The organism is Pseudarthrobacter sp. S6 (assembly GCF_050156575.1).
GTDB lineage: Bacteria > Actinomycetota > Actinomycetes > Actinomycetales > Micrococcaceae > Arthrobacter.
In genome coordinates, this window is the sequence record NZ_CP189581.1 from 3,607,158 (window position 1) to 3,633,267 (window position 26,110).

23 protein-coding genes are annotated in these 26,110 nt (G+C 66.4%); 11 read left to right on the forward strand and 12 right to left on the reverse strand.

Going from position 1 to position 26,110, the window contains the following annotated elements; translation table 11 throughout:
- Positions 1 to 120: 120 nt before the first annotated feature.
- Positions 121 to 1,848: an ABC-F family ATP-binding cassette domain-containing protein gene (locus ACQCS0_RS17300; protein ID WP_354155221.1), complete on the reverse strand. Its 1,728-nt coding sequence runs from the start codon at positions 1,846 to 1,848 to the stop codon at positions 121 to 123.
- A 339-nt stretch (positions 1,849 to 2,187) separates the two neighbouring features.
- Here ACQCS0_RS17300 and ACQCS0_RS17305 point away from each other — a divergent pair, with 339 nt between their 5' ends.
- From ACQCS0_RS17305 to ACQCS0_RS17330, 6 genes are all read left to right on the forward strand, one after another.
- Positions 2,188 to 3,438: an Nramp family divalent metal transporter gene (locus ACQCS0_RS17305; protein ID WP_354155314.1), complete on the forward strand. Its 1,251-nt coding sequence runs from the start codon at positions 2,188 to 2,190 to the stop codon at positions 3,436 to 3,438.
- Positions 3,439 to 3,504: 66 nt separating this feature from the next.
- Positions 3,505 to 4,266, forward strand: coding sequence for a CPBP family intramembrane glutamic endopeptidase (locus ACQCS0_RS17310; RefSeq protein ID WP_426939929.1), 762 nt, complete (start codon positions 3,505 to 3,507; stop codon positions 4,264 to 4,266).
- A 137-nt stretch (positions 4,267 to 4,403) separates the two neighbouring features.
- The gene (locus ACQCS0_RS17315) at positions 4,404 to 4,844 is read left to right on the forward strand and encodes a VOC family protein (RefSeq protein ID WP_354155219.1); all 441 of its coding nucleotides are present in this window, start codon (positions 4,404 to 4,406) and stop codon (positions 4,842 to 4,844) included.
- A 21-nt stretch (positions 4,845 to 4,865) separates the two neighbouring features.
- On the forward strand, positions 4,866 to 5,819 hold the full coding sequence (locus ACQCS0_RS17320) for a 1,4-dihydroxy-2-naphthoyl-CoA synthase (protein ID WP_354155218.1): 954 nt from the start codon (positions 4,866 to 4,868) through the stop codon (positions 5,817 to 5,819).
- 86 nt (positions 5,820 to 5,905) lie between these two features.
- Positions 5,906 to 7,096, forward strand: coding sequence for an AMP-binding protein (locus tag ACQCS0_RS17325; protein WP_354155217.1), 1,191 nt, complete (start codon positions 5,906 to 5,908; stop codon positions 7,094 to 7,096).
- Positions 7,097 to 7,175: 79 nt separating this feature from the next.
- On the forward strand, positions 7,176 to 8,057 hold the full coding sequence (locus tag ACQCS0_RS17330; RefSeq protein ID WP_354155216.1) for a 1,4-dihydroxy-2-naphthoate polyprenyltransferase: 882 nt from the start codon (positions 7,176 to 7,178) through the stop codon (positions 8,055 to 8,057).
- A 16-nt stretch (positions 8,058 to 8,073) separates the two neighbouring features.
- On the opposite strand, the gene ACQCS0_RS17335 is transcribed toward ACQCS0_RS17330, so the two are convergent.
- Positions 8,074 to 8,400, reverse strand: a complete 327-nt coding sequence (locus ACQCS0_RS17335; RefSeq protein WP_354155215.1) for a DUF4229 domain-containing protein — start codon at positions 8,398 to 8,400, stop codon at positions 8,074 to 8,076.
- 60 nt (positions 8,401 to 8,460) lie between these two features.
- Here ACQCS0_RS17335 and ACQCS0_RS17340 point away from each other — a divergent pair, with 60 nt between their 5' ends.
- Complete coding sequence (locus tag ACQCS0_RS17340; protein WP_354155214.1) at positions 8,461 to 8,922, forward strand: PLDc N-terminal domain-containing protein; 462 nt, start codon at positions 8,461 to 8,463, stop codon at positions 8,920 to 8,922.
- Between the two features lie 6 nt (positions 8,923 to 8,928).
- Positions 8,929 to 9,549: a hypothetical protein gene (locus ACQCS0_RS17345; protein WP_354155213.1), complete on the forward strand. Its 621-nt coding sequence runs from the start codon at positions 8,929 to 8,931 to the stop codon at positions 9,547 to 9,549.
- A gap of 9 nt (positions 9,550 to 9,558) precedes the next feature.
- On the opposite strand, the gene ACQCS0_RS17350 is transcribed toward ACQCS0_RS17345, so the two are convergent.
- From ACQCS0_RS17350 to ACQCS0_RS17395, 10 genes are all read right to left on the reverse strand, one after another.
- The gene (locus ACQCS0_RS17350; protein WP_354155212.1) at positions 9,559 to 11,052 is read right to left on the reverse strand and encodes a dynamin family protein; all 1,494 of its coding nucleotides are present in this window, start codon (positions 11,050 to 11,052) and stop codon (positions 9,559 to 9,561) included.
- Positions 11,049 to 12,941, reverse strand: a complete 1,893-nt coding sequence (locus tag ACQCS0_RS17355; protein ID WP_426939579.1) for a dynamin family protein — start codon at positions 12,939 to 12,941, stop codon at positions 11,049 to 11,051. The genes ACQCS0_RS17350 and ACQCS0_RS17355 overlap by 4 nt, the downstream gene beginning before the upstream one ends.
- Positions 12,942 to 13,098: 157 nt before the next feature.
- Entirely contained in the window at positions 13,099 to 14,151 is a 1,053-nt protein-coding gene (locus tag ACQCS0_RS17360) for an IniB N-terminal domain-containing protein (RefSeq protein WP_354155210.1), read from the reverse strand.
- A gap of 164 nt (positions 14,152 to 14,315) precedes the next feature.
- Positions 14,316 to 16,370: a LuxR C-terminal-related transcriptional regulator gene (locus ACQCS0_RS17365; protein WP_354155209.1), complete on the reverse strand. Its 2,055-nt coding sequence runs from the start codon at positions 16,368 to 16,370 to the stop codon at positions 14,316 to 14,318.
- Between the two features lie 3 nt (positions 16,371 to 16,373).
- On the reverse strand, positions 16,374 to 18,467 hold the full coding sequence (locus ACQCS0_RS17370) for an Hsp70 family protein (RefSeq protein WP_354155208.1): 2,094 nt from the start codon (positions 18,465 to 18,467) through the stop codon (positions 16,374 to 16,376).
- 154 nt (positions 18,468 to 18,621) lie between these two features.
- On the reverse strand, positions 18,622 to 19,743 hold the full coding sequence (gene ccsB / locus ACQCS0_RS17375; RefSeq protein ID WP_354155207.1) for a c-type cytochrome biogenesis protein CcsB: 1,122 nt from the start codon (positions 19,741 to 19,743) through the stop codon (positions 18,622 to 18,624).
- The gene (gene resB / locus ACQCS0_RS17380) at positions 19,743 to 21,485 is read right to left on the reverse strand and encodes a cytochrome c biogenesis protein ResB (protein WP_354155206.1); all 1,743 of its coding nucleotides are present in this window, start codon (positions 21,483 to 21,485) and stop codon (positions 19,743 to 19,745) included. The genes ccsB and resB overlap by 1 nt, the downstream gene beginning before the upstream one ends.
- Positions 21,485 to 22,240, reverse strand: coding sequence for a cytochrome c biogenesis protein CcdA (locus ACQCS0_RS17385; RefSeq protein WP_354155205.1), 756 nt, complete (start codon positions 22,238 to 22,240; stop codon positions 21,485 to 21,487). The genes resB and ACQCS0_RS17385 overlap by 1 nt, the downstream gene beginning before the upstream one ends.
- A 15-nt stretch (positions 22,241 to 22,255) precedes the next feature.
- A complete protein-coding gene (locus ACQCS0_RS17390) occupies positions 22,256 to 22,888 on the reverse strand; it encodes a TlpA disulfide reductase family protein (protein ID WP_354155204.1) in 633 nt (210 codons plus the stop codon).
- A 4-nt stretch (positions 22,889 to 22,892) separates the two neighbouring features.
- Positions 22,893 to 23,573 (reverse strand): histidine phosphatase family protein, encoded by a 681-nt coding sequence (locus ACQCS0_RS17395; protein ID WP_354155203.1) that lies wholly within the window; start codon positions 23,571 to 23,573, stop codon positions 22,893 to 22,895.
- A 203-nt stretch (positions 23,574 to 23,776) separates the two neighbouring features.
- On the opposite strand from ACQCS0_RS17395, the gene ACQCS0_RS17400 reads away from it, so the two are divergent.
- The 3 genes from ACQCS0_RS17400 (at position 23,777) to ACQCS0_RS17410 (ending at position 26,080) form a co-directional block, all read left to right on the forward strand.
- Positions 23,777 to 24,325: a YceI family protein gene (locus ACQCS0_RS17400; RefSeq protein ID WP_354155202.1), complete on the forward strand. Its 549-nt coding sequence runs from the start codon at positions 23,777 to 23,779 to the stop codon at positions 24,323 to 24,325.
- A 105-nt stretch (positions 24,326 to 24,430) separates the two neighbouring features.
- Entirely contained in the window at positions 24,431 to 25,039 is a 609-nt protein-coding gene (locus tag ACQCS0_RS17405; RefSeq protein WP_354222400.1) for a hypothetical protein, read from the forward strand.
- Between the two features lie 255 nt (positions 25,040 to 25,294).
- Complete coding sequence (locus ACQCS0_RS17410; protein ID WP_354155200.1) at positions 25,295 to 26,080, forward strand: hypothetical protein; 786 nt, start codon at positions 25,295 to 25,297, stop codon at positions 26,078 to 26,080.
- Positions 26,081 to 26,110 lie beyond the last annotated feature (30 nt).

Sequence of the window (26,110 nt, forward strand, 5' to 3'; positions counted from 1 at the left end):
TTTCGGCCGGCGGGAAGACTGGCATAGGCCTATCTTCCGCCGCCGATGTTTCCGCCGGCCGGGCTGTGCGTAACTTTTCCTTTGCGGAAACCTCACCGTTTCCGGGGCGCCGTGGCGGCGTCAGGCCGGGGCCAGGACGCCCTTGTCCATCGAATACCGGATCCAGCGCCCGGATTCGTCCGTGCGCGAGGTGTCGCTCCTTTTCGCGCAGCGGGCAAACCAGTCCCGGAGGGCGCGGTCGTGGCTGACCATAACCAGGGTCCCGGCGAAGCCGGCGAGAGCCTCTTCGAGCTGCTCCACGAGAACCGGCGCCAGGTGGTTGGTGGGTTCATCCACAATCAGCGTGCCGTAGCCGCCCAGCAGCAGCCTGGCCAGGGCGAGCCTGCGCTGCTGGCCCGCGGACAGGCTGCCCACCGGGACGTGGAACTCGCTGGTGCGGAACAGCCCCAGCCGCAGGAGAGCCTCGGCGTGCTCATCAATGTTTCCGCCGAGGCCGGCCGCGAATGCCGGCAGCAGGCGGAGCGCGGGCCGTTGCGGCAATTCGAGTTCCTGCTGCAGGTAGCCGATCCGGGCAGGCCGCTGAACGAGCCCTTCAACGGGCTCCAAGGTTCCTGCCAGCACGGAGAGCAGGGTGGATTTGCCGGCGCCGTTGGGGCCGGTGATGAGGATCTTCTCGCCGGCGCGGGCCGCGAAATCAGTGACGCGCAGGCGGCCCGGAACGGCGACGCCGCGGGCCACGAGGACCGCCGACGCCGGCAAGTGGGAGTCCCCGGCCAGGTCAGCTGCCCCGGACCTCACCGGTGCAAGAGGCGCCGCAGAGAGAGCCTCCGGATCCACTGCCAGTTCCGCCGCAAGCCGCAACGGCACCGGCGGCCGGTCAATGGGGCTAGCTTCCAGCCGCCGGAGCCGTTCCTGCGCGTTGCGGACCTTGCTGCTCGCCGCCTTCTGCCAGGTGCCGGCCTTGAAATCGAAGCCCACTTTGTCATTGTCGCGCTGACGGGCGTAGCCCATCTTCCCGGTCACTGTGTCCGCCTGCCGCTGCTCGGCATCCATCGCATCGATCCACTCGTGGTACTGCTGGACCCAGCGCTGGCGTTCGGCGGCCTTCTCACGGAGGTAGCCGTCGTAGCCGTTGCCGTAACGGGTCACGGCCAGGCGCTCGGCATCGACCTCAATCACGGTGCTGGCCACTTTGCGGAGCAGGACACGGTCGTGGGACACCACCACCACCGTCCCGCGATGGGCGGCCAGCCGGTCCTCCAGCCAGGCGGTTCCGCGCGCATCGAGGTGGTTGGTGGGCTCGTCCAGGAGCAGGATGTCCGCCGGGTCGGCCAGGACACAGGCCAGCGCCACGCGTTCCTGCTCGCCGCCGGAGAGCGATCCCAGCGTCCGTTTCCGGTCCAGGCCACCCAGACCCAGCCTGTCCAGCGCAGCCTCAACACGGGATTCCGCGGCATAGCCCTCGCGCAGCTGATACTCGGTCTGCAGCCGGCCGTACGTTTCCAGCTCGTCGTCCTCGGCATCGGCGAGGCCGGCCTCCAGCCGGTCAAGCTCGGCTTCGAGGGCTCGCAGCGAGGCCAGGGAAGAGTCGACGGCGGCCCCCACGGTGAAGGATTCCGGCAGGCCATGCGTCTGGGCGAGGTAGCCCACGCGGCCGTGGCTGACAGCAGTTCCCTCGTCGGGCGCTTCCAGCCCGGCCAGGATCCGGAGCAGCGTGGATTTGCCGGCGCCGTTTTCGCCGACGATGGCAACATGCTCCCCGGCCGTAATGACCAGGCCGATTCCGTCCAGCAGCTGCCGGTCGCCATAGCCATGGGAGATGCCGGAAAGGTTCAGGTGTTCAGTCAAGACAAGTCCTCGCAAGATTCCGCAGTGTGGCCGCCGGAACTGGTGCTCGACGGCGGCCCTGGATTCGGGAAAACAGCCCGGCATTGCCGGGCTGCTGCTCAGGACTTCATCGCTCCAGCTTCCCCGCCGGAAGCCGCAGCGTCAAGCCAGGACACCACCGGCGCCACCATAATCTGCCAGCAACGCGGGGTCACTTAACGCCCATGTTTCCCCTCGGGATGGGCCGTAAGTGACCCCGCGTTGGCACACGCCCCGCGGAACCCCGAAATAAATGTTTTCGGCTTGCCTAAATTAGGCTATCTTGGTGGTATCAGTTTGCCCCCGATGATGAGGACCATGATGGCCATTCCCACACTCCAGGCGCGGCCAGCAACGGGGCGGCGGTGGTCACGTCTACTGCTGATGGGGCCCGCGTTCGTTGCGGCCATTGCCTACGTGGATCCCGGAAACGTTGCCGCTAACCTGACGGCCGGTGCCAGCTACGGGTACTTGCTGGTCTGGGTTCTGGTGGCCGCGAACGCCATGGCCGTTCTGGTGCAGTATCAGTCTGCGAAGCTAGGTTTGGCAACGGGTCTGAGCCTTCCCGAGATTATGGGTAAGCGCCTAGGCAACGGGCGCCGGCGGTTGTATTGGGCCCAGGCTGAAGTTGTGGCAGTGGCAACGGACATGGCCGAAGTTATCGGCGGTGCAGTGGCGCTGAACCTGCTGTTCGGACTGCCGTTGTTGGCCGGTGGCATCATCATCGGTCTTGCGTCGATGCTGCTGCTGGCTCTGCAGTCCGCTCGCGGCCAAAAGTCTTTCGAGTACGCGATACTTGTCCTTCTGGGGGTGATCGCTGTGGGCTTTGTGTCGGGGCTTTTCGTGAACCCACCGGATGCCGGAAGTGCCTTAGATGGCCTGATTCCCCGCTTTGAGGGTACGGATACGGTCCTCTTGGCGGCCAGCATGCTCGGGGCAACAGTGATGCCGCACGCCATCTACCTGCATTCAGCGCTGGCCAGGGACAGGCATGGCTTCTCGGAGGATCCTGCCGTCCGGACACGACTCATAAGGGCTACCCGATTTGACGTTGCCGGGGCCCTGATGCTGGCCGGCGTAGTCAATATCGCGATGCTCCTACTGGCCGCGTCAAGCCTTCGGGGCATCGAAGGAACAGATACCATTGCCGGTGCCCACGCCGCTGTCAGTTCTGCCCTCGGTCCGGTGATTGGTGTGGTATTCGCAATCGGGCTGCTGGCTTCCGGCCTTGCCTCAACCTCTGTCGGCTGCTACGCAGGTGCCACCATCATGGGCGGGCTACTGAAGGTCCGGGTGCCGCTGTTGACCCGCCGGGTGATCACCCTGATCCCGGCCCTGGTGGTTCTCGGCGCCGGGATCGAGCCGACGCTGGCCCTGGTTCTGAGCCAGGTCCTGCTCAGCTTCGGTATCCCATTCGCCCTGATCCCGCTGATTCGACTCACCGGTAGGCGCGACGTAATGGGCATCCACGCGGACTCAATGCCGCTGAAGATTGCAGGCTGGACCAGCGCGGCGTTGATCGTTGTCCTGAACTGTGTCCTGATCGCCCTCACCATCACGGGCCAAGCCTGACGGAACCCGCACACGGGGGCCTACGGGCCGCCCGCCCCCGTTGAAACGGGGAGCTAGGCTGAAGACATGGCCACCACACACCGGAAACCACCCGCGCCGCAGCCCGACCTGTACCGGTTTTCCAGCCTTGATCTCCCCACCGTCGGCCTCTACGTGGCCGTGGCCGGACTCTTCGCCATCGCCGGGGAACTGCTGGCCCCGTTCATCCGCCAGCTTGCCCCCAGTCCGGCCGCGGCATCGTACGCCGTGAACCTCATCTTTTATGGCACCATCGGGATCCTGGCCCTGGCAGCCGCGCGCCGGGTAGTAGCCCGGGACCTGCGCGTGCTGGCCACCCGTCCGTGGTTCACCGTACTGATGGTGCCCGCCGCGGTGGTGGCCATGATGATCCTCACGGCCGTTGTGGTGGCGGCCGGCGGCGGAGTGGAGACCTCGGCAAACCAAGCCGGGCTGCATGCACTGATGCAACAGGTGCCCGCCTGGCTTATAGTGCCTGTCCTGGTGGTGGTGGGCCCGTTTGTGGAGGAGTACATCTTCAGGCACCTTCTGATCGGCAAGCTCAGCCGCCGGCTCAACATCTGGTTCTGCTGCGCCCCGTCTATGGTCCTCTTCGCCGGCATCCACATCGCGGGCCAGGAAACCATCACCCTCAGTGCATTGCTCCCCTATCTGGCCATGGGCGCCACACTGGTCTTTGTCTACGTGTGGACCGGGAAGAGCGTGATGTTCTCCTACTTTGTGCACGCGGCCAAGAACCTGCTGGCGGTCATCTTCATCTACGCCATCCCGCCCGAACTCTTTGAGCAGCTACAGCAGGTCCAGCCCTAACCCAACCAACGCGGGGTCAGATACAGCCGGTGCCTGGCCGCCAGATGGGCCGTATCTGACCCCGCGTTGCAATGCCGGGGGGAGCATCGCCCAGCCGCCCCCTACCCAGCAGCCACCCGCCGTCGTATTTTGGTGGGATGGGACTGAACATCCAGATCGTCGTGGACAGCAAGAACCCGCATAAGCTCGCCGACTGGTGGGCGGAAACCTTGGACTGGGCCGTTGAGCCACAGGACGAGGGCTTCATCCGTTCCATGATCAGCCAGGGCTACGCCACGGACGCCGAGACGTTGGTCCATAGGGGCAAACTCGTGTGGAGGACAGGACAGGCCATCCGCCCGGTCGAAGAACTCAAGGCCAAGGCACCTGCCCGCCGCATCCTGTTCCAGACGGTGCCGGAAGGAAAGACCGTCAAGAACCGCGTCCACTGGGACGTGCGCCTGGATGGCCGGGACAAGGATGACGTCCGGAAGGAACTCGAAGCCCGCGGCGCCAGCTTCCTGTGGACGGCTGGCCAGGGCCCGCTCGAATGGCACACCATGGCCGATCCGGAGGGCAACGAGTTCTGCATCAGCTGAGCCGATTACTAGACTTGTCCGGTGAGCAACCAACTTCCCGCCAAGGTGTCCGATGTCTTTGACCCCACCCGCTGGCGCACCGTGTCCGGTTTCGACGGCTTCCAGGACATGACGTACCACCGGCAGGTAGAACGCTCCGAAGACGGCACCGTCATCCGAGACCTGCCCACCGTCCGGATCGCCTTCAACCGCCCGGAAGTCCGCAACGCCTTCCGCCCCGGCACCGTGGACGAGCTCTACCGCGCCATGGACCACGCCCGGATGAGCCCGGACGTCGCCACCGTGCTACTCACCGGCAACGGCCCCTCCCCCAAGGACAGCGGGCACAGCTTCTGCTCCGGCGGGGACCAGCGCATCCGTGGCCGCGACGGGTACAGGTATGCCGACGGCGAGACGCAGGAAACCATCGACCCCGCCCGCGCCGGCCGCCTCCACATCCTCGAGGTCCAGCGGCTGATGCGGACCATGCCCAAGGTGGTCATCGCCGTGGTGAACGGCTGGGCTGCCGGCGGCGGGCACTCCCTGCATGTGGTCTCGGACCTCACCATCGCCTCCCGCGAGCACGGCAAGTTCAAGCAGACGGACGCCACCGTGGGAAGCTTCGACGCCGGGTACGGCTCTGCCCTGCTGGCCCGCCAGATCGGCCAGAAGTCTGCCCGCGAAATCTTCTTCCTGGCCCGAGAGTACTCGGCGGATGACATGGTCCGGATGGGCGCCGTCAACGAGGCCGTGGACCACGAGCGCCTCGAAGAGGTGGCCCTGGAATACGCCGCGGACATCGCACGCCAGTCACCCCAGGCCATCCGTATGCTGAAATTCGCGTTCAACCTTGCCGACGACGGCCTGGCCGGCCAGCAGGTCTTTGCCGGCGAAGCCACCCGCCTGGCCTACATGACGGACGAGGCCGTGGAAGGAAAGGAAGCCTTCCTGGAAAAACGGGATCCGGACTGGTCCCGCTTCCCGCACTACTTCTAGGCACCTTCGAGGCACCTCCTCGGTACAAAACTTCCAAGCCGGCCGGCCTCCAGGCTTCCGGCTGACTTCACAAGGCAGGACGGCACATGAATCTCGGAACCCAGACCATCGGTCCCACGGACATCGACCCGGTGCTTAAAGCCCTGGCCGCCGCCCTCCACGGTGAGGGACCCGCCGTCGAACTTTCCGTGAGCCCCAACGGCGAACTGGTAGTGGGACACACCGAGACGCCCGGCTGCGATGACGCCGTGGCGGTGGTCCGCACGTCCGGCTCGACGGGCGCGCCGAAGGCCACGATCCTCACGGTCGAGGCGCTGGCGGCCTCATCCATGGCCACCGCCCTGGCGCTCAAGGGCGAGGGCCAGTGGCTCCTGGCGCTGCCGGTGCAGTACGTGGCCGGCGTGCAGGTGCTGGTGCGCTCGCTGTTCGCCGGCACCCGGCCGTGGGTCATGGACATGTCCGGCGGCTTCACCCCCGAGGCCTTCACGGCAGGCGCCCTGGAACTGACCGACAAGCTCCGCTTCACCTCGCTGGTGCCCACTCAGCTCCAACGCCTCCTGGAGGCGCCGTCGCCGGAGACCCTGGCCGTGCTGCGCCGCTTCAACGGCATCCTGCTGGGCGGCGCACCGGCGTCGGCCGGACTGCTGGACGCAGCCCGCGAGGCCGGCGTCAGGGTGGTCACCACATATGGGTCCGCGGAAACCTGCGGCGGCTGCGTGTACGACGGCGTGCCGCTGGAAGGCGTCCAGGTTCGGGTGGCCGAGGACGGCCGCATCCTGCTCGGCGGCGACACAGTGGCCGCCGGGTACATGGATGCGCCCGAAGCGACGGACACGTTCTTCGAGGAGGACGGCGTCCGCTGGTACCGCACCAATGACCTCGGCACGCTGGACGCGGACGGCCGGCTCACCGTGCTGGGCCGCGCCGACGACGTCATCATCAGCGGCGGGGTCAAGGTCTCTGCCGCGCATGTGCAGGAAGAGCTGGAAAAGTTCGACGGCGTCGCGGCGGCTTTTGTGGCCGGCGTCCCGTCCACGGAATGGGGCCAGGCCGTGGCCGCCTTTGTTGCCCTCGATGGAAGTAACTCTGGCGCCGGTGCCACGGGCACCCCTACCGGGGATCACGCCGTCGTACTCAAAGAGGAATGGCACCGGCGGCTGGGCCGCCTGGCACCGAAAACCGTGCTGGCCGGCCCGGAGCTGCTGATGCTTCCCAACGGCAAGCCGGACCGCCTGGCGATGATCGACCGGCTCAACGCGCTGCATCAGGGAAAGTAGAGTAGAGCTGCACCGGCGGCCCGTTCGCGGCCGCCACCACCGTTTCACCGTTCTCCCGACCCAACACGAGGTACTGACCGTGGCCACAGCCGCACAATGGATCCAAGGCGCCCGCCTCCGCACGTTGCCGGCCGCCATCGCCCCGGTACTGATCGGCACCGCCGCGGCCTACGAGCTGGATTCTTTCCGCCCCGTTAATGCCGTGCTGGCCGCCCTGGTGGCGCTGCTGCTGCAGATCGGCGTGAACTACGCCAATGATTATTCGGACGGAATCCGCGGCACCGACGAGGACAGGGTGGGGCCGCTGCGGCTGGTCGGATCCGGGACGGCCCGCCCGGAGCACGTCAAATATGTGGCCTTCGGAACGTTCGCGCTGGCCATGATGTTGGGCCTGGTTCTGGTAATCATCACCCAGAGCTGGTGGCTGATCCTGGTGGGTATCGGCTGCGTCATGGCCGCCTGGGGCTATACCGGCGGCAAGAACCCCTATGGCTACATGGGCCTGGGCGACGTTTTCGTGTTTGTCTTCTTCGGCCTGGTGGCAACCCTCGGCACCACCTACACCCAGGCCGGCCAGGTCAGTCTGCCGTCCGTGGTCGGTGCGATCGGCACCGGGCTGATCGCCTCCGCCCTGCTGATGGCCAACAACGTCCGCGACATCCCCACCGACATCCAGGCCGGCAAAAAGACCCTGGCCGTGCGTCTGGGTGACAAGCACGCCCGCGAAAGCTATGTGCTGATGCTGGCCGTGGCCATCCTCCTGGTGGTCATCCTGGCTCCCGGACGTCCGTGGATGCTGATTGTGCTGCTGCTCATCCCGGCCTGCTTGATGCCCGCCTGGCTGATAATCAACGGCCGCAAGCGCAAGAGCCTCATCCCCGTACTCAAGCAGACCGGCCTGATTAACCTGGGCTACAGCCTGCTGTTCTCACTGGGGCTGGTGCTCAGCCACGGATTCTAAGCCGGCTCCAGGCCGGCTAGGCCTCGGGGGACTTTGTTTCGGGCGCCTTCGGGCCGCTGTTCCGGATGGTGATGTCCGGGTTGGCGTCCAGGAGGCTGTCTTCGGCTTCGGCATCGGCCACCTCGCCTTCGCTGCGCAGCGGCTTGGCCTTGCCGGAGAGCCGGCCGTGAATGGCGGCAGCGGCGTCGTCGCGCTGTTTCTGGAAGAAAAGGTAGCTGACCGCAAACGCGATCAGCGCTGCGCAGATGACTGACAGCACCGCCCCCAGCTTCAGGAACATAAAGAGCACAAAGAGGGGCGCAAACAGCGCCAGCCGGATCAGGGAGTATTTTAGAAAAGCCACGGTGCAAGTTTAGCCGCCCTGCCTGAACGCCCCCGGCCTGCGGACGATAGACTTAATGGCATGCTCTTCCGTGTGGTTCTCGCCGTCGCCGTTCTCGTCATCTTTGTGTATGGCCTGGTGGACGTGATCCGCACTGACGGCCGCCTCACCCGCGGGATTTCCAAGCCGGCCTGGATCGTGGTGATGATTGTCCTTCCGGTGCTCGGCGCCATCCTGTGGCTGCTGATCGGCCGTCCCCGCGACTCAGCTCCGGTCCGCCAACCACGCAGCCACCCCACCGCGCCGGATGATGATCCCGATTTCCTCCGCAACCTGGAAATGCGCCGCCGGAACCAGGCTGAGGCCGCCCGCCTCAAGAAACTCAAGGATGACCTTGAGGCGAAGGCCAAATCCGACGGCGGTCCGGCGGGCACCGGGCAGGACAGCACCGGCAAACGGGGCAACGGTGGGATCGGCCACGACGAAGCCGGCGATGCCAGCACGGGAGACGCGGACAGCCACGATACCGGCGACATAAAGTAGGAAAATATGGCGCAGCACCCCGACGGAGAATCCCAACAGCCTCTTGCACCCGCCGCGGCTGCCAGCCCGCCGCCGCCGCGGCCCGGGCTGTCCTACGCCGCTCCTGCGCCCATCGTGGTCATTCCGCCGACACCGCGGAGTGTCCGCTTGGGGGGGGCATTCTGGCTGTTCAGCTTCGTGGCAGGCGTGGCCGTGCTTATCGGTTCGTTCCTGACCCGCGACTCACACCTGGAGCGGCTCCGCACTGTGGTGGACCAGATGTCCCCCGGCGGCGGACCTGACGCTGTGACCACATCCGCGACCATTGTTTTCTGGGGCAGCCTGGGCGCCCTGCTGCTGGTGATCCTGCTCGAAGCGGCGGCGCTGGCAATTTTCTCATCGCGCCGCGGCTGGTCCCGCTGGCTCATGATCCCGCTGCTGGCCGGGCAGGTGGTGTGCATGGTGGTGGCCTCAGCTTTCCTCGTCCCCGACGGCGACGCCGGCCGCTACGTTGTGATGCTCTGGGGAGCCCAGCTACTCCTTGCGCTCCTCGGCCTGGTGGCGGTTTTCGTGCCCTCGGCCGGCGGGTGGCTCAAGGCAGCGCGGATCCAGTCGGCGCAGTTCAGGCCGGCGCGGACGCGGCAATAAGGGCTGAGCTCAGGCGGACTGCGCGTGCAGCTGCAGCGCCGAGCATTCAGCCACGACACCCTCACAGCTGCGCATCACCACCCGGCAGGCCTCCACGGCTGAGCGGTCCGTCAACGGGTTTTCCGATACTGTCCGCCAGCGGTCCACGCAGCGGCGGGCTTCGGCCAGGACTTCGTCCGGTCCGGCATCCGGCGCCAGCCCCATCCTCAGGGCAGACGCCGCTCCCCAGCCGCCGACCAGCCTTTCGGCTTCCGCCGCCAACTCATCGTTGAGGGATACACCGGTGGTACGGATCGTGGCGAGCAAGCGGAGCTCACGGAACTCATGGGCGTTGGCCTGAAGGCGTTCCAGGGCAGCGGCCAGGTGGCCGGCACCCTCCCGGGGCACAGTGCGCAGCAGGCCTTCCACTCCCACCAAGGCAGTGCGGGCTTTGAGGGCATCCCCGCGGGCCTGGAACTGTCGCGCCACAAGATGCAGCAACGGGTCCAGGCCGCTGCGCCGGGCCAGTTCATGCGCCAGTGGCGTGGGCTCGGTGAAGCCGCTCCGGATCAGCACCACGCCCAACCGAATCCCAAACAGGCCGAACCGCTCCAGGAGCGAGGCACGGGCTTCAGCGCCCAGGCCTTCCGGGACAGAGGCCCTGATGAACCTGTCCGCCGAGAGCAGCATCCGCTCCCGGGCGGACCGCTCCATGCCGGCCAGGACCTGCAGGGACTCGAAGTCCGACTGGCGCATGCTGCGTGCGCTCTGCGCCAGCAGCCCGGCCACCGGGACCACCCCCAACGCCAGCTTGCGCAGGCTGTGGTCCCGGCGGTACCGGTCAGCGATGTCACCCGCGGAGAGCAACGAATCAATGCGGCCCGCACCGATCTCATCGGCCCGGGACAGCACGGCAAGGGCGTTCACGGTTCCCGACCTACCCGCCTCGGTATCCCTGAAGGATTCGAGGAACCGCAGGTCCGAGGCGTGCATGTGGCGCATCAGGTAAATGATGGCATCAGCCTCGGAGGGCGCGTCCACGGGGATGAGGAAATCGGTGGACCGGGCAGAGACGTTTTCGGACAACGAGGCAATTCCCGGGGTGTCTATCAGCGTGAGCTCGCGCAGGGCCGGCGAGGGCCACTCCACCACCAGCCGTTCCATGTCCTCGGCGCGGGCGTTGCCCAGGACAAACACCAGGCGGCCGTCCACGCGCTTCAGCGGCAGGATGTGCGGTTCACCGGCAATGGGGTAGGCCGTAATCCGGGGTGTGTGCCCGTAGCGGTACCAGGTCACAATCTTTGTGCATTCCCCGGTGTCGGTCGGGGCGATCTCCTCGCCGATAATGGCGTTCAGCAGCGTGGATTTTCCCGCCTTGGCCATGCCTGCCACAGCGATCCTGAGGGGCTCGGACAGCCGCCTGGCGAAGGCTTCCAAGGCCGCAGCCGCAGCGGGGTCGTCCGCATACAGAAGCAGGGCGTCCTGGATCAGGTCCCCCACTCCCGTGCTGATGGACTCCTTCATCTGGCCTCCGCAACCACCGGCGCCGTGCCCACCGACGGCCCGCCCGCCGTCGGACTTCCCGGCGCCGGGGATTGCGACACTTCGGCGGCCAGCAGGGAAGCCGCATGGTGCAGGGCGTCCACCTTCTTGAGCTCGGCCTTGATCTCGCGGATGCGGATGTCCTTTTCCAGCGTGTACGTGGTGGCTGCCTTCTGGGCTGCGGATACCGAGTCCGCCAGGGAGCGGTGGTGTTCGTCGGCGATTTCCGTGAAGTGGTCCCGGGTGGAGCGCTGCACCAGGCGGAGGCGGTCCTTGAGCTGCTTGCCCACCTGGAAGGTGACATCGTCCAGCTGGCGGCGGACCAGCGCTTTCGCTTCGGCCTGCCGGCGCTTCAGCCGGGCTTCCTTGTCCTCCCGGTACGCCTTGCGGCCCAGCAGCAGGCCCGCGCCCACGGACAGGGGATTGATCAGGGCCATACCGAAAATTCCGGTCAGGAGCCCGAACATCAGCACGCCGCCGTAGGATCCGCGCATGCCGATCAGGACCTTCTGCAGGGGGTTCACGTGCCCGTCGTCGAGGGTTGGCATATTGTCCACGGGGTCCAGGGCATCGCCGGTGTCCGAGACGTGCAGCACGGGCAGGGCCACTTCGTCCTCCGAAAAATGCTCCGCCACCTGTGCGGCCAGCCACTGCGCGCGTTCGCTGGTCCAGACAAACGTGTCCGAGATCGCGGCGGCGGCGCACTCCTCGAGCCACGCGGAAAACTGGGTCCAGGTGGGGCCGGGGTCGCCCTGGTCAATAGCGGCCTCGGCTTCGCGCTGTATGCGCCGCAGCCGGTCGCGCAAGTCGTACTCCATGTCCGCGATCAGGTCCCCGATGCCGTCGTTGAGCGTGATTTGCCACCTGGCAGACCGTTTGCGGAGCTCATCGGCCTGCGACTTCGCCTCCTCCAGCCCGGCAATCATCTGCGGCGTCCCCTCAGGATCCTCAAGAGCTCCCAACTCGGACCGCAAGGACAGGCGCAGGTTCTCGGTCACGGAGAGCAGATCCTGGCTGACGGAGCGCCGTTGCAGGCGTTCCGCTTTCCCCACAATTTCATTGCGGAGATGGCCTATCAGCCCGGGGAAACCTGACTCCACATTGAGCTCGCTGTCCTGCAGGCGGGCGGCCTCCAGCCGGAGGTCTGAGGAAACCGCGAACAATGGGATGTCCGGCGCCACCTGCGCGAGCTGGGCCCGGTCCATGGCCTCCACACGCCGCCAGTCCGGATACAGGTCCGTTTTGGACAGGATGCCCGCAACGCTCGGGGTAATCCGCATGGCCTGGCGCAGGAACCGCATTTCGGGCTCGGTGTACTCCTGGGAGGCATCTGACACGAGCAGCATGGCGTCCGCGGTGGGCAAGGCCGTCAGGGTGGTCAAGGTGTGCGAGGAGCCCAGTCCTCCCACACCCGGGGAATCGATGACTGTGAGTCCACCGCCCAGGACCTTACGGGGCAGGAACACCTCGGCCGCTACCAGCTTCTTGACGTTCCCGGGGTTGCCCCGCTCGGAAACGTAAGCCGCCAGGTCGGCTATGTTGATGGGCTGCCGCTCCAGTCCGGCTTCGTCGCCGGGCTCTGTGCCGGCTGTGGGCAGCAGGATGGCGGCGGACGCGGGGTCCCCGTGGCGTACCAGGGTGGGCACCGAGGTGGCGATGTCGTCGTCGACCGGGCACACGGGGGCGTTCACCAGGGCGTTGATAAGTTTGCTTTTGCCTTGCTTAAATTCCCCCACCACGATCACGCGGATACTGGGATCCTTCAGTCGGCGCAGGGTATGGTCCAGGCGTTTGTGCAGGTCCGCGCGGTCCCCGGTCCCCACCAGTTCGATGCCCTGCTCCACCAGCGACGCCAGCTGGCCGGAGTTCATCGGAACCGACGTCCGTCCATGGACTCCCGGTCGTTGCGATTCAGCCATAATTTGTCCTTTGCAGCTGGGGTGCGGGTGGGACGGGGGATAATCCGCGAAGAGCCCGGCAGGAGGCTGGTGGCCTCTGCCGGGCGCTCCCGGTACCCGGAACTGATGCCTAGAGAACGATCGTCGAATCCTCGACTGCGACGTCTGTTTCGACGTCCAGATCGGTGTTGGTGGAGTTGTCCGAGTTGTCCTGGAAAGAGTCCTCGACCTCAACCGGGTTGAAGGAATCAACAACCTCCACCTCGGTGGTCTCGGTCTGCGAGTTGTCGTTGAAGGAGTCCGCCAGGTCCACGGCCACGTCGGTGTTGGTGGAGCTGTCCACGGAGGAGTTGTCCTGGAAGGAATCCTCGATCTCGACGGCAACATCTGTGTTGGTGGAGTTATCCGAGTTATCGGAGTTGTCCTGGAAGGAATCCTCGATCTGCACCGAGTTGTCCATGGAGTTGTCGGAGTTGTCGTTGAACGAATCAGCGACATCAACGTCAACGTCGGTGTTGAACGAATCGTCCACATCCAGCTGGCTGTTGCCGATGTTGACATTGCCGCCGGCGGTGATCGAGTTGTCCGTGGAGTTGTCCGTGGTGTTGTCCGTGTTGTACGAGTCGGTGGTGTTGTAGGAGTCCCGGACGTTGTTGTCGTCGCCGGCAGCCAGGGCCTGGTCGCCGGATGCGATGACAGCCTCGTTGTCGAACCACTGGTTCACGTCGCCGTCGGCCCAGATGTTTTGGTTGACCGACTGGTCCGTGATCGTGTCGCGGTCGTCCACCGTTGAGGTGTAGGAGTAGTTGTTCACCACGTGGTGCAGCTGCTGCACGGCGTGGGCGTGGTCGTCATGGTGGTCGTGCACCGCTGGTGGCGGGATGTGGCCTGCGCCACCGCCTGCGCCTGGAGGAGGCGGGGTGTGGCCGGCGCCGACGTTGCCGCCGGTCCACGAGGTGTTCCCGCCGGTGTTGTACTCCCGGTCGAAGGAAGAAGCGTTGACAGTGATGGGTGCGTAGTCCAGGACAACCGGCATAGCGGCGTCAACATCGGCGGCGCAGACTTGGCGCAGGCCGGCACCCTCGAGTGAACGCTCCGGATCGTTCAGGAACTCCTGGGCAGCGGCGGGGTTGTTGAACAGGCCCATCAGGAACTGGACGAGCTGGTTTGCGAGTGTAGGCATTGGATGGGCCTCAAATCTTCTCGGAGTTGTGGATCGCCGGGCCTCGGTGCCGGGCTTAAATCAAACCTAAGGTCCTTCGTAGGGGCCGGGCATCGGGTTGTGTCCCCGTACCCGGATGCCCCGCATTAGGGGTTTGCCTGTTTCGTGGCTAGGGGCAGCACGGCTCAGTCCGGGCCCGGATGATCTGCCCTTAGCGCCAGCCTCAGGCGCACCAGCAGATCGGAGCGGTTTTCGGCCCCAAGCCTCCGCCGCATCCTGGCAATGTGATGTTCAGCGGTCCGGGGGGAAATGTAGATGGCTTCGCCGATTTCCCGGTAGGTCTTCCCTTCCAGGACCAACCGCGCCACTTCCTTTTCGCGTTCGCTGAGCCCCGAGGCGTCAGGATGCGCGCCATGATTGTTCTCGGCTGCGCTGCGGCGCACTTCCGGTGACAGCCCGTCGGGCGGCCCGGTGGTTCTGCCCTGCGGGTGGAGGTCCCTGGCGCAGGCAAGGAGCCGCATCATGTCCCTGCGCTCGTCTACCTGCGCGGCAGCATGTCCTGCCAGCCGGGCCCCTTCCCACGGCATGCCCACCACTTTCAGTCCCCGGGCAGCGTTCTCCACATCCGTCGTCTGGAACCGGCCGGCCAGGACGCTGACCCAGGCCTTGCCTGCGGCGGCGAGCACAGCGGCCATGTGACTGTAGTCCGCGGCCCGCACCAGCGCTGCCGCATGCGGGGCAAGGTCGGCCGGGCTCTGGTTCAGCAGGGCAGCCTGGACGGCCGCCCAGTGAAGCGGAACGGCCCACAGGGGTGGCTCCCCCAGCTTGGTCAGCAGAGCCCACGCTTCATCCAGATAATCCGCGACGCGCCGTGTCTCCCGCAACCGGGCGGCAGCAATCATCAGTTCGCCCCACGGCAGCAGGCTGTAAAGGTCGACGGCGGAGTGCAGCATCGCTTCGCGGGCGCGCTCCCAGGCCATCACCAAGTCATGGACGTCGCCGCTACGCCGCGCAAGGCCCACTTCCAGGGCCGCGCACAGGAACTCGTCCCTGGGAACCAGCGGCCAGTGGTTGGCTTTGGAGGCTTCGTTGATGGCCAGCCGTGCTTCGCCAGCATCGTCCTGCTGCATGGCCGACCACGCCTGCAAGAGGTGGAGCCGTGGCTTGGCGGCGTCACCGCCCTGCCTCGCGGCGACGGCGGAGCGGATGATGGTGTCCGCTACGTGGGATTCACCGCTGTGGAGGGCCAGTAACGCGGCCAACGCTCCAGGCGTGTCCGGAAGGGGCAGCGCCGAACCGGACGCGTTGAGCATGTCCGAAGCATGGATCAGCAGGGGGAGGCCCTTGTGTGGATCCCGCTCCATCGACTCCATCACGCCCTTGCCCGTTTGCGAAAGCGCTACCGCCAGTAGGGTGGGCGACACCGGTGCCGACCCGGCGGGAAAGACCTCTTCCGCGCCCGCCCGGTCGCCGCTGCCGATCATGGCCACCGCGGCAAGCGGGGCGGACCGGCCCATGTTCGCCGGACCAAGCCAGGCATAGAGGTCGGCACTGCGGACCAGCAGCCCTCGCTGTGCCCAGACGGAAGCAGCAACATCGACGCCAAGCCTGACATCCGGCGGATCGGAGCTCACCAGGAGCCCGTCAATAATCCGGCCGGCGGCGTCGAGGTCGCCCGTGGCGGCTGCGGCCTGGGCGCGGCGGGCAGCGATGCGCAGTTCGTCCGCCCCTGCCAGCAGCGCTTCGCTGTACAGCTGGGCGGCCAGACCGGGGTTGTGCTCCAGTGCTTTGTCCGCTGCGGTTTCGAGTTCGGCGGCGACCCTCGGGTCCGCCAGTCCGCCCCTCGCCAGCTCGCGGGCAAGGTCGCCGAAGGGCCGGCGCTCGGCCGAAACAAAACCGACGAGTTCCCGCTGCAATGCATGCACCCGGGCTGTGGGCGTGCCGTTCAGGAGCGCGTGCTGCGCGGGGCCGACGACGGTCCCGTCGGCAAGCAGCAGACCCGAGGCCTCGGCGCGGTGTACCACGGCGTCCAGGCCCGGACTGTCAGGGCTTTCCAGCTTGTGCGCCAGCGCACCGGGCAGCGGACCGGGCAAGGTGAAGCCCACGGACAACGCCAGCACGAGTTCCCGGACTGCCGCGTTCTCGCCCCGCAACTGCTGTGCCATGTCAGTGGCTCCGCCGGGCGCCGACGTCCCTGCCTCGTGCAGTTCCCGTTCGTGCTGCGTTTGATCGGCGGCCATGCCTCAGACCGCCGCTTCGGTGGTTGGCGCGGGATCCATGGTGGGTGACGGCTCGGCAACCGGGTCAGGTACCGGTGCAGGGTCCGTCGTCGGGTCAGGCACCGCCTCCAGGACCGTCGTTGGCTCGGGGGCCGGCGCCGCGGAGGTGGTCGGATCCGGTGCAGGCTCCGTCGTCGGGTCGGGTGCGGGAGTCGTCGGGTCCGGAGCCGACTCGGTGGTCGGGTCCGGCGCGGGATCCGTCGTCGGGCCGGGAGCCGGGTCAGTTATAGGAGCCGGGGCAGGGTCAGTTGTAGGAGCCGGGGCCGGGTCAGTGGTCGGATCGGGCACAGGAACGACGGGCACCGTGCCCGCGTCCGTTGTCGGGTAGGTCACCGGACCTGGAAGGGAACCTCCGGAACCCGGTGCGGGCTCACCCGAGGTACCCGTTCCGGCAGCGGCCCCGCCGGCGACCGGTTGGCCGGCTACGGTTGGTGGCCTGCTGGTGGGCGACGCAGCGATGTCCAGTCCCGCAGCACTGGCCGCCACATTGCTGTTCTCCGGCCTGGCGCTGGCTTCAATCCCCTGCACCGGGGCCTGCGCCGCGCCTGCTCCCGCCGCGGCACCCCCGGCCCCGGAACCGCCCGCCGCCGAACCACCGGCGCCGGTTCCCGGAACCGCGGCATCTCCGGCGGCGGCATTCGCCGCGTCTGCTCCCGCCGGGACGAACATCGCCGTGAGGCTGCCGAGTCCGTCGGGGCTTTGGGCTGCCGTCGCCGTAAGCCCCGTGAAGAGGGCCGCTACCGCTGCTACCGCCGTCAGCCGCACGGTGGAACGGGGCCCGTGTGCACCGGCCTTGCGCCCGGGGGCATGGGCACCGCCGGCACGGGCTCCAACGGAGTGTGCGGCAGCACCGGCGTCGGCAGGCCGGGACCAGCTGGCACGTCGGCCCGCTGCTCCAGGATGCCCCTCAGCCAGTGTGAGGACGACGACGGCTGCCGGCTGAGCGGTCAAGGCAGCAGGCTGCGCGGTCGCCTCCGGCTGTGCGCGGAGGGCGGCAACCGCGGCGCCGAGGCAGATGGATGACTTGGGATCGGCATCCACGGCGATGGGCCGGTCCAGCTGCTCCGAAATCAGCTGCGCGACCAGGGGAATGCGCGACGAGCCGCCGATGAGAAGCACCGCGGACAGGTCAGCCGGGGTGAGCCCCAGGTCCTGGAGCGAACGCTCCAAGGCATCCACTGTCTCCCGGATGGGCTCGCTGATCATCGCCTCGAACTCGGAACGGACCAGCCGCACCTGCTGCTGGAACCCCGGCAGCAGCACCCAAATGCTGGCCTCGCTGTCCGCGGACAGTGCCTCCTTGGCTTCAACACACTCCCGCCGCAGGCGCGACAGGGCCGCCAGGGCGCCGGGCGCCGACGGGTCAAGATTGGCCAGGCCCTGCCCGGAGTGATCGGCAACGTACCGCAGGACCGCCGCGTCGAAGTCGGCGCCACCCAGCCCCTCGATCCCTTCGGGACGGCCCAGGAGTTCAAAGTGTCCGGCGTCTGTTTTCTTCAGGACGGCGGTGTCGAAGGTCCCGCCACCGAGGTCGTAGACGGCGATGGTGCTGCCGTCCTCCACGCGCATCTGGGCGGCGTAGTGCAGCGCCGCTGCTTCCGGTTCGCTGATCAGGGTGACGTTGGCCAGGTCTTTTGCCGCCAGGGCGGCGAGGATGCGCTGGGTCCGGTGCGCGCCCCAGGAGACAGGGTGGGAAAGGATAATGTCCGACGGCGGCGCGCCCTCGCGCTCTTCCGCCCGGTCAGCGACCCAGCGCGCCATCGTGGCGAAAACGTCCTCAGCGGGAAGGGAAAGCGTGCCTACCGCAATGGGGACGTCGTCCCCCACCCGCCTTTTGAATTCCCGCACCACCCGCTCCGGAGAGTCGAGGCCGCGGCGTTCGGCAGCCTCCCCCACCAGGACGGGGCCTTCCTCGGGGTAGTACACCACAGATGGCACGGCCGCTCCGCGGAGGCCCAGCGGCAGGCTCTCCGCAACACGCGAAGCATTCTGATCAATCCGGACTATGGCGGCGGCGGTGAAACTGGTCCCGACATCAACGGCCAGAACATAGTTCATGGGCACCTCGGCAAAACGCAGCTAGTTGCCTGCGAGCTTCATCACTGACAACTCCCACCAAGGTAGCATCACCGTCTGCGGGGCAACACCCTTATTCATACATCGATTGGCGTATTGACTGGCCGCTTCCCGGGACGCCCGGAGAAACCCCAGTTCAGAGGCCCGAGTAGGAGTGCAGACCGTTAAAGAACTGGTTGACGATGGTGAAATTGAAGACCACGCAGAGGTAGCCGACGATCGAGAGCCAGGCCGCGCGGGTGCCGGTCCAGCCGCGGGTGGCGCGGGCGTGCAGGTAACCGGCGTAGACCACCCAGATCACAAAGGTCCAGACTTCCTTGGTGTCCCAGCCCCAGAACCGGCCCCAGGCCTTTTCGGCCCAGATGGCGCCGAACATCAGCGTGAAGGTCCAGCCGATGAACGCGATGGCGTTGATCCGGTAGGACAGGTTTTCCAGGCTCAGGGCCGAGGGAACCAGGCGCATAAAGCCAAGCTTGTCCGCGCCCCCGGCGGCCACCGTCTTTTGCCGGTGCGTCTGCACCAGCTGCAGGGCGGACATCGCGAACGTGAGGGTGAAGAGGGACGATGACATCACGGCGATGGAAACGTGGATGACCAGCCAGTAGCTCTGCAGCGCCGGAACCAGGTGGCCCACGGGCGTCCAGAACGCCACCGAGGCGGCCACGAGCATGATGATTACCAGGCCCACCACGAAGGTGCCCAGGAAGCGAAGGTCGCGGCGGATCAGCACCAGCAGGAACACGGCCGTGACAACGAACGCCCCCGTGGTGAGGAACTCATACATGTTGCCCCAGGGCACGCGGCCGGACCCGATGGCACGCGTGATCACGCCGGCGCCGTGGATCAAGACACCGAGGACCGTGAGGGCGACGGCGACCCGCGCCGGAACGCGCCGTTCCGCCGCGTAGCGCATGTCGGCGTCGGCGGTCTGCCCTGCCCCGGAAGCCGGCCCGCCCTGCTTGGCAACGGACGACGACGGCCGCTCGGCCCGTCCCACGGGTCCGGCCAGGTGTGAGTCCACCCTGTCCGCTACCGCGGCTGAGCCAGCCAACGCTCCAACAGACGCACCGGCGCCGGCCATCGCGGGTACCCTGGCCCCGGCAGCCTCGGCCGCTTTCAGGTCAATGGCGCGCAACGCTTTGCTGCTCTTCGCGAGGTCCCAGGCGAAGGCGATGAAGGCCACGGTGTAGGTGCCGGCGGCGAGCAGCATAAACAGCTCGCTGTACTGGCCCATTGTTTCGTTGATGGCGAACGGCATTACTTGTCCTTTTTCGGCCCGGTGGGGCCAGCTGGGGAGGTGAGCGAGACTGCGCCATTATCGCCCTGGCGGCTGGGAGTTTGCTGGGTGACGCTGGAAGCAGAGTCGGAATCGGGATCCTCGAGCTGCCACTCTTCGGACAGCAGCTTCCGGATGACGGCCACCTCCGCGGCGAGCCGGTGGTCCTCACCGCGGGCAAGCAGGCCATACTCCACCATGGTCCGGCCATCCTCGTGGGTTCCGGTCCGGATCCAGACGCGGCGCCGGTTGACGTAGAGCGAGACGATCAGGCCGCCCACGGCCAGCAGCGCGAATATGAGCGCGTAGAGCTGGCCCGGGTTGTGGTGGATGTCTACGCCCACGTATCGCTTCACGCCGTCGAAGCTGATGCTCCCCTTGCCGTCCGGCAGGGTGTAGCTCATGCCGGGCGCCAGGGTGATGCCGCCGGCCTCCAGGTTGCGGGCGTTCAGCGGGGTCAGGTCCTTGACGTCGATTTCGAAGACGTTCTGCGGCGAGCCGCTGTCCAGTCCAAGGTCGCCGTAATACGAGTTCAGGGACAGCCGCGGGTTGAAAAGATCGGGGTCGCCGCTGAAGGACACGCCCTTATCGTTGACGAACGCCGTCGGGAGGAAGAACCCCTGGAACCCGAGCTGCTCCGGCTTGGCGTCCGGGACCTTGATCACCAGGGACGAGTAGTAGTTGTCACCCTGGAGTTTGGCCACCACGGGACCCTGCATGGCCACGTTGCCGGCGCCGTCGCGGATTGTTACCACCGGCGCGTAGCCGTTGCCGGTCAGGTAGATGCTGGTGCCGCCCAGGGTCACGGGATCGTTGACCTTCAGGACTTCCTGCCTGGCAGGCGAGTCCGGGGTTTCCCGGGTGGTGACTTCGGCGTTGAAGTCGATGGGCTGACCGATTTTGCCTGGTGATTCGCGGTCAAACAAGACGTCGAATTTGTCCAGCTGGATGGAATACGGCTGCAGCTGGCTGGACTGGAAGTTGGTGCCGGGGGTGAATTGGTCGTAGCCCACCAGCGTGTTCACGAAGGTGTCGCCCTCCACCAGGATGCGCTGGCCGCTGTAGCCGAACAGGCCGCCCACGGCCACGGACACCAGCACGCCGATCAGCGACGTATGGAACACCAGGTTCCCCACTTCCTTGGCGAAGCCGCGCTCGGCGCCCAAAGACGGCCGCGCACCGTCGTCGTCCCTCACGTCAACGCGGTAGCCGCGCTTCTTCAGCACTCCGGCGGCACTGCGGATGGCGTCCGACGCCGGGAGGCCGGCGTCGGCGGGAACCACCAGGGTGCCGTACTCGGGGAGGCGGGAGAGACGTTTGGGGGTCCGCGGCGGCTGGGAGCGCATGGCCCTGTAGTGGGCGATGGCACGCGGGACCACGCAGCCGATCAGCGAGATGAACAGCAGGATGTAGATGGCCGAGAACCAGGCCGACGAATAGACGTCGTAGAGCTGCAGGGTATCCAGCAGCTTCCCGTAGTCCGGGTTGCCCTTGATGTACTGCGTCACGATGGACGGGTTGGCCGGGCGCTGCGGGAACAGGGACCCGGGCACCGCGGCAACGGCCAAGAGGAGCAGCAGGAACAGCGCCGTGCGCATGCTGGTCAGCTGGGTCCAGGCCCACCGCAGCATCTCCACCGGCCCCAGGACCGGCAGCGCCGCCTCAGTTTTGGCTGCGCCAACGGGGGCCGGAGACTTTTTGTTTGCTTTCACGCGCTCGCTCATCAGATTGGCAACTTCACATCGGTTTGGAACCAGTACTGCAATTCGGTGACCCAGGTGCCCCAGACGCCGCTGGCCATCAGCAGGCCCAGCACCACCAGGATCCCGCCGCCGATCCGCTGAATGGCCACGCGGTGCGTGCGGAAGAAGGACATCACGCCCATGCCGCGCCGGACCGCCAGTGCGATCAGCAGGAACGGGATGCCCAGGCCCAGGCTGTAGACAAACGCCAGGAAAGCACCCTTGGCTGCTGATGAACCGCCGGACAGGCTCAGGAGCTGGACGGCGGAGTAAGTGGGGCCGATGCACGGGGCCCAGCCGAGTCCAAACGTGAGGCCCAGCAACGGTGCGCCCCATAGGCCGGCCGGCGGCTTGGCGTGGATCTTCGCATCGCGCTGCAGCCAGCCGAACCCGCCCATAAACACCACGCCCATGAGGATGACCAGGACCCCTAGCAGTTGGGTGATCCAGGCATTCTGCGAGCCGGTGATCAGCGTGCCCAGCTGGCCGAACGCGCCGCCCAGCAGGACGAAAATTACCGAGAATCCCAGCACAAAAAGCCCGATGCCCGCAAGCATCCGGCCACGTTTCTGCTTCTCCAGGTCTACGCCGCTCAGTCCGGTGACGTATCCGAGGTAGCCGGGCACCAGGGGCAGCACGCACGGCGACAGGAAGGACACCAGGCCGGCGAGCAGCGCCACCGGGATGGCAAGCAGGAGCGAGCCACTAAGGATAGTTTCGGCGAAGGGGCTGTTCACGGTCCGGGGCCGCCGTTACTCTGCCACGGCGGCGGTGATGAGGGCTTTGAGGGTGCCCTTCTGGACTTCGCCCAGCACGCGCGAGGCCACGCGGCCCTGCTTGTCCAGGACCAGCGTTGTGGGGACCGCTCCCGGTGGGACCAGGCCGGAGACCGCAAGAAGCACGCCGCCGCTCTTGTCATCAAAGCTGGGGTAGGTCAGGTTGAACGTTTTGTCGAAGGCCTCTGCGGTGGCTTTTTCGTCGCGGAGGTTGACGCCGAAGAACCGCACGCCCTGGTCCTTGAACTCCTGGTGCAGCTCTTCCAGGATGGGTGCCTCCACCCGGCAGGGTGCGCAGGCGGCGAACCAGAAGTTCAGGACCGTCACCTTGCCCTGGAAGTCCGCGGGGGCTATCTGGGTGCCGTTGAACAGCGTGCCGTTAATGGCGACGGCGGCCTTGCGGTCCGCCGCCGTGAACTCGGTCACCGAGCCGTCCCCGGCCACGTAGTTCTTGTTGTCGCCGGCTTTGGCCTGCTTTGCGAGGGCGTCTTCCTGCGCACAGGCGGACAGGCCCAGGGTCAGGGCGGTCAGGGCGGCGCCGCCGGCAGCGAGCACTGCGCGGCGGGATGCGGTGCCAGCCGTTGTGCGGGATGTTGTCCGGTTGTCCATCACGTCAGGCTCCGGGGGTGCTGGCGGCGCCGGGAAGGAGCGCGGCAGCGGGCTCACTGTACTCAACACGCAGGAGCGAGCCGTCGTCGTCGAACACCAGGGAGGTGATGGACGTCAGAGTGCACTCGCGTTTGCGCGGGTCATGCCACAGCGGCTTGCCTTCGGCGCTGAGACGGGTGGCCCAGATGGGGAGCTGGTGGCTGACCATGACGGCTTCCGGACCGCCTGTGCCGTAGTCTCCGGCGGCCAGTTCGATGGCTCGGAGCCGGGCGTCCTCAACAGCTGCCCTGACGCGCGCGGCCTGTGCCTTATAAGGTTCGCCCCAGGAGGGCCGGAACGGGTTGACCAGGTGCAGCCAGTGCTTGGGCTTCCGGAGCTCGGCTTTGGTTACCTTTATGCCCTGGAAGTAGTTTTCCGCTTCGATGATGCGGCCCTCCGTGTGGATTTCCAGGCCCAACGCCTCAGCAGTGGGAGCGGCCGTTTCCTGCGCCCTGACCAGCGGCGACGCCGCGAGATAGACGATCCTGGCCCCGCGCGCGGCACGCTCGGCGAAGTGGTCGGCGAGCATCTGCGCCATTTCCCGGCCCAGCTCGGAGAGGTGGAATTCGGGCAGCCTGCCGTACAGAACGCGGTCAGGATTGTGGACCTCGCCGTGGCGGAGCAGATGGACAGTGGATTGGGGCATGTTTACCAGTTTCTCAAAGATGGCGTGCGATCCGAAATCTTCTACATCCAGTAGAACTCAATTTTTTGGAAATATGTTCCGAAACCGGGAACAGAACATGCAAATGCATGTTTATACTGGATGCAGCGGATAGTTGAGGATTCAACAGATGAAGCGTCAAGCTATCCGGATATACCACCTGACAAACCCTAAGGAGAAACATCATGGCTCTTCCCGCAGACGTCACCACCGGCACCTGGACCCTCGACAACTCGCACAGCGAGATCGCCTTCACCGTCCGGCACGCAGGCATCAGCAAGGTCCGCGGCCAGTTCAAGGATGCCGCGGCAACACTGGACCTCGCCGACAACGTGGCCGATTCCAAGGTCAGCGCCATCATCCAGACCGCCAGCTTCGACTCCGGCGATGTCAACCGCGACGGCCACGTCCGCGGCGAAGACTTCTTCGACGTCGAGACGTTCCCGGAAATCTCCTTCGTCTCCAACGGACTCGTGGCCAAAGGCAACAGCTACGAGCTGACCGGGGACCTCACCATCAAGGGGGTCACCCGCGCGGTTGCTTTCGAGACCGAGTTCAACGGCGTGGCTGTGGACCCGTTCGGCATGACCCGCGCCGGCGTCTCCGCGGAAACCACCATCAGCCGCAAGGATTTTGGCCTGACCTGGAACGCCGTACTGGAAGCCGGCGGCGTGCTGGTCAGCGACAAGGTTGCCATCAACCTGGAGCTCGCGTTCATCGCACCCGCAGCATAGTTTTCATCCTGAAGCACCCCGGCCGCCCTACCCCGGAATCTGGCGGCGGGGGTGCTTTGTTTTGTCCCCTAGGTACCGGCGAACCCGCGGTCTACAGTGAGACCCATGAGCAACAATGAAGTGCCACAGCCCCAGCAGCCTCAGCAGCCCGGTGCCGAGCAGCCTGGTCCCCAGCCGTACAGTCAGCCGGGCCCGGCCTACAACCAGCCGGGCCAACCGGGCGGCTTCCAATTTGCGATGCCTACCGACGGCCCTCACAGCCTTAATGACGTTATGCCCAAGGGCGGTTTCTCCGGCATGTTCAGCGTGACCGGGCTGCCCACCGAGCTCAAGATCTCGTACTGGATCTGGCTCATCGGCGGCATGTTGGGAGTCCTTGGCGGCCTGTTGGCAGTGCTGGGCTCGCTGGCGTTGTTCGTTGTGGCACCCGGGCTGGCTGCTGTGTTCCTCCTACTCATCCTGGTGGCCCTCGCCCTGGCCGCGGCCCAGATTGTCCTGGTCCTGAAGATGAAGGAGGGCAAGGAGTGGGCCCGACTGGCCCTCACGATCGTCGCAGGCGTTTCACTGGTGCTCGCCGTGATCGGCGGCAGTGTGGGCGGCGGCAGCGGGATCGGCAACAACTGGCTGGGCTTCCTCATCTCCGCCGCGGCAACCGTCCTGATGTGGCTGCCGAACTCGCAGGCCTGGTTCAACTCCGTCAAGGGACGCGCGTAGACGCATCTCACCCGGCGGGGATGTTAGCCGGGCTGATATGCGCGTTGACGAAGCTGGATAGACAGCTTGTGCGCACGAATATCCGCTGAAAACAGGGCCGTGGACGAACCGGGCTGACTTCCGCCCGAATACCTCTCTGGAATGATCCCCCGCGGCATGCGCCGGGGGTACGGTGGGAACTAAGCCGTACTGGGGGCAGGCCAGTTGGACTGCACCCAGCAGCCGAACTGACATCCGACCTGCAAAGGACCGCTCATGAGCACGCCTGTCCCGCCTCCTGTCCCGAACGAGCCTGAGCCCGGCAACCAACCGCCAGCCCCCCGATACGGCGAGAACAGCCCGCCGTTCGGGCAGCCCACGCCACCTGCGCCGCAGTACGGGCAGAACGCCCCGCAGTATGGCCAGCAGACTCCCCCGGCGCCGCAGTACGGGCAGAACGCCCCGCAGTATGGCCAGCAGACTCCCCCGGCGCCACAGTATGGGCAGAACACCCCGCCGTACGGACAGTCCCCTTACGCGCAGTACCCGTCAGAACAGCCGCAGGCTACTGAATCGAACGGAGTGCCCCGGCTGGTCAATATCTCGTTCTGGCTGCTGATCGGCGCGGGTGTTGTGTACGTCATCAGCCTGCTGATGGGCATCGGCATGCTTGATGATCCTCAGATCCGGAATGCGTTCGACGACGCCATGCTCAGCAGCGGCGCCACTCCTGCTGACTTCAACTACGAAAACTTTAAGGGCATCCTTGCCGGATCGCTCGTAGTCTTCGCGATTATCGGTGCGGGGTTGTACGCACTCGTGGCGTTCTTCGTCCGGAAGGGCAAGAACTGGGCCCGCATCCTCGGCACCGTTTTCGCGGCACTGTCCATTTTTGGCCTCTTTGGCGTACCGAGCTTCGGAACCCTGGGGACTCTGGCGGGGATCGCGGCCATCGTGCTGCTCTACCTGCCGGCGGCGGCCCCGTACTTCCGCAAGCCGCAGCCGTTCGCCAGCCCCTACGGCGCCCCGGGCAGCACGCCTGGCAACCCGTACGGCCAGTAGCAACACAAGGCCAAACCACACCCAAATGGG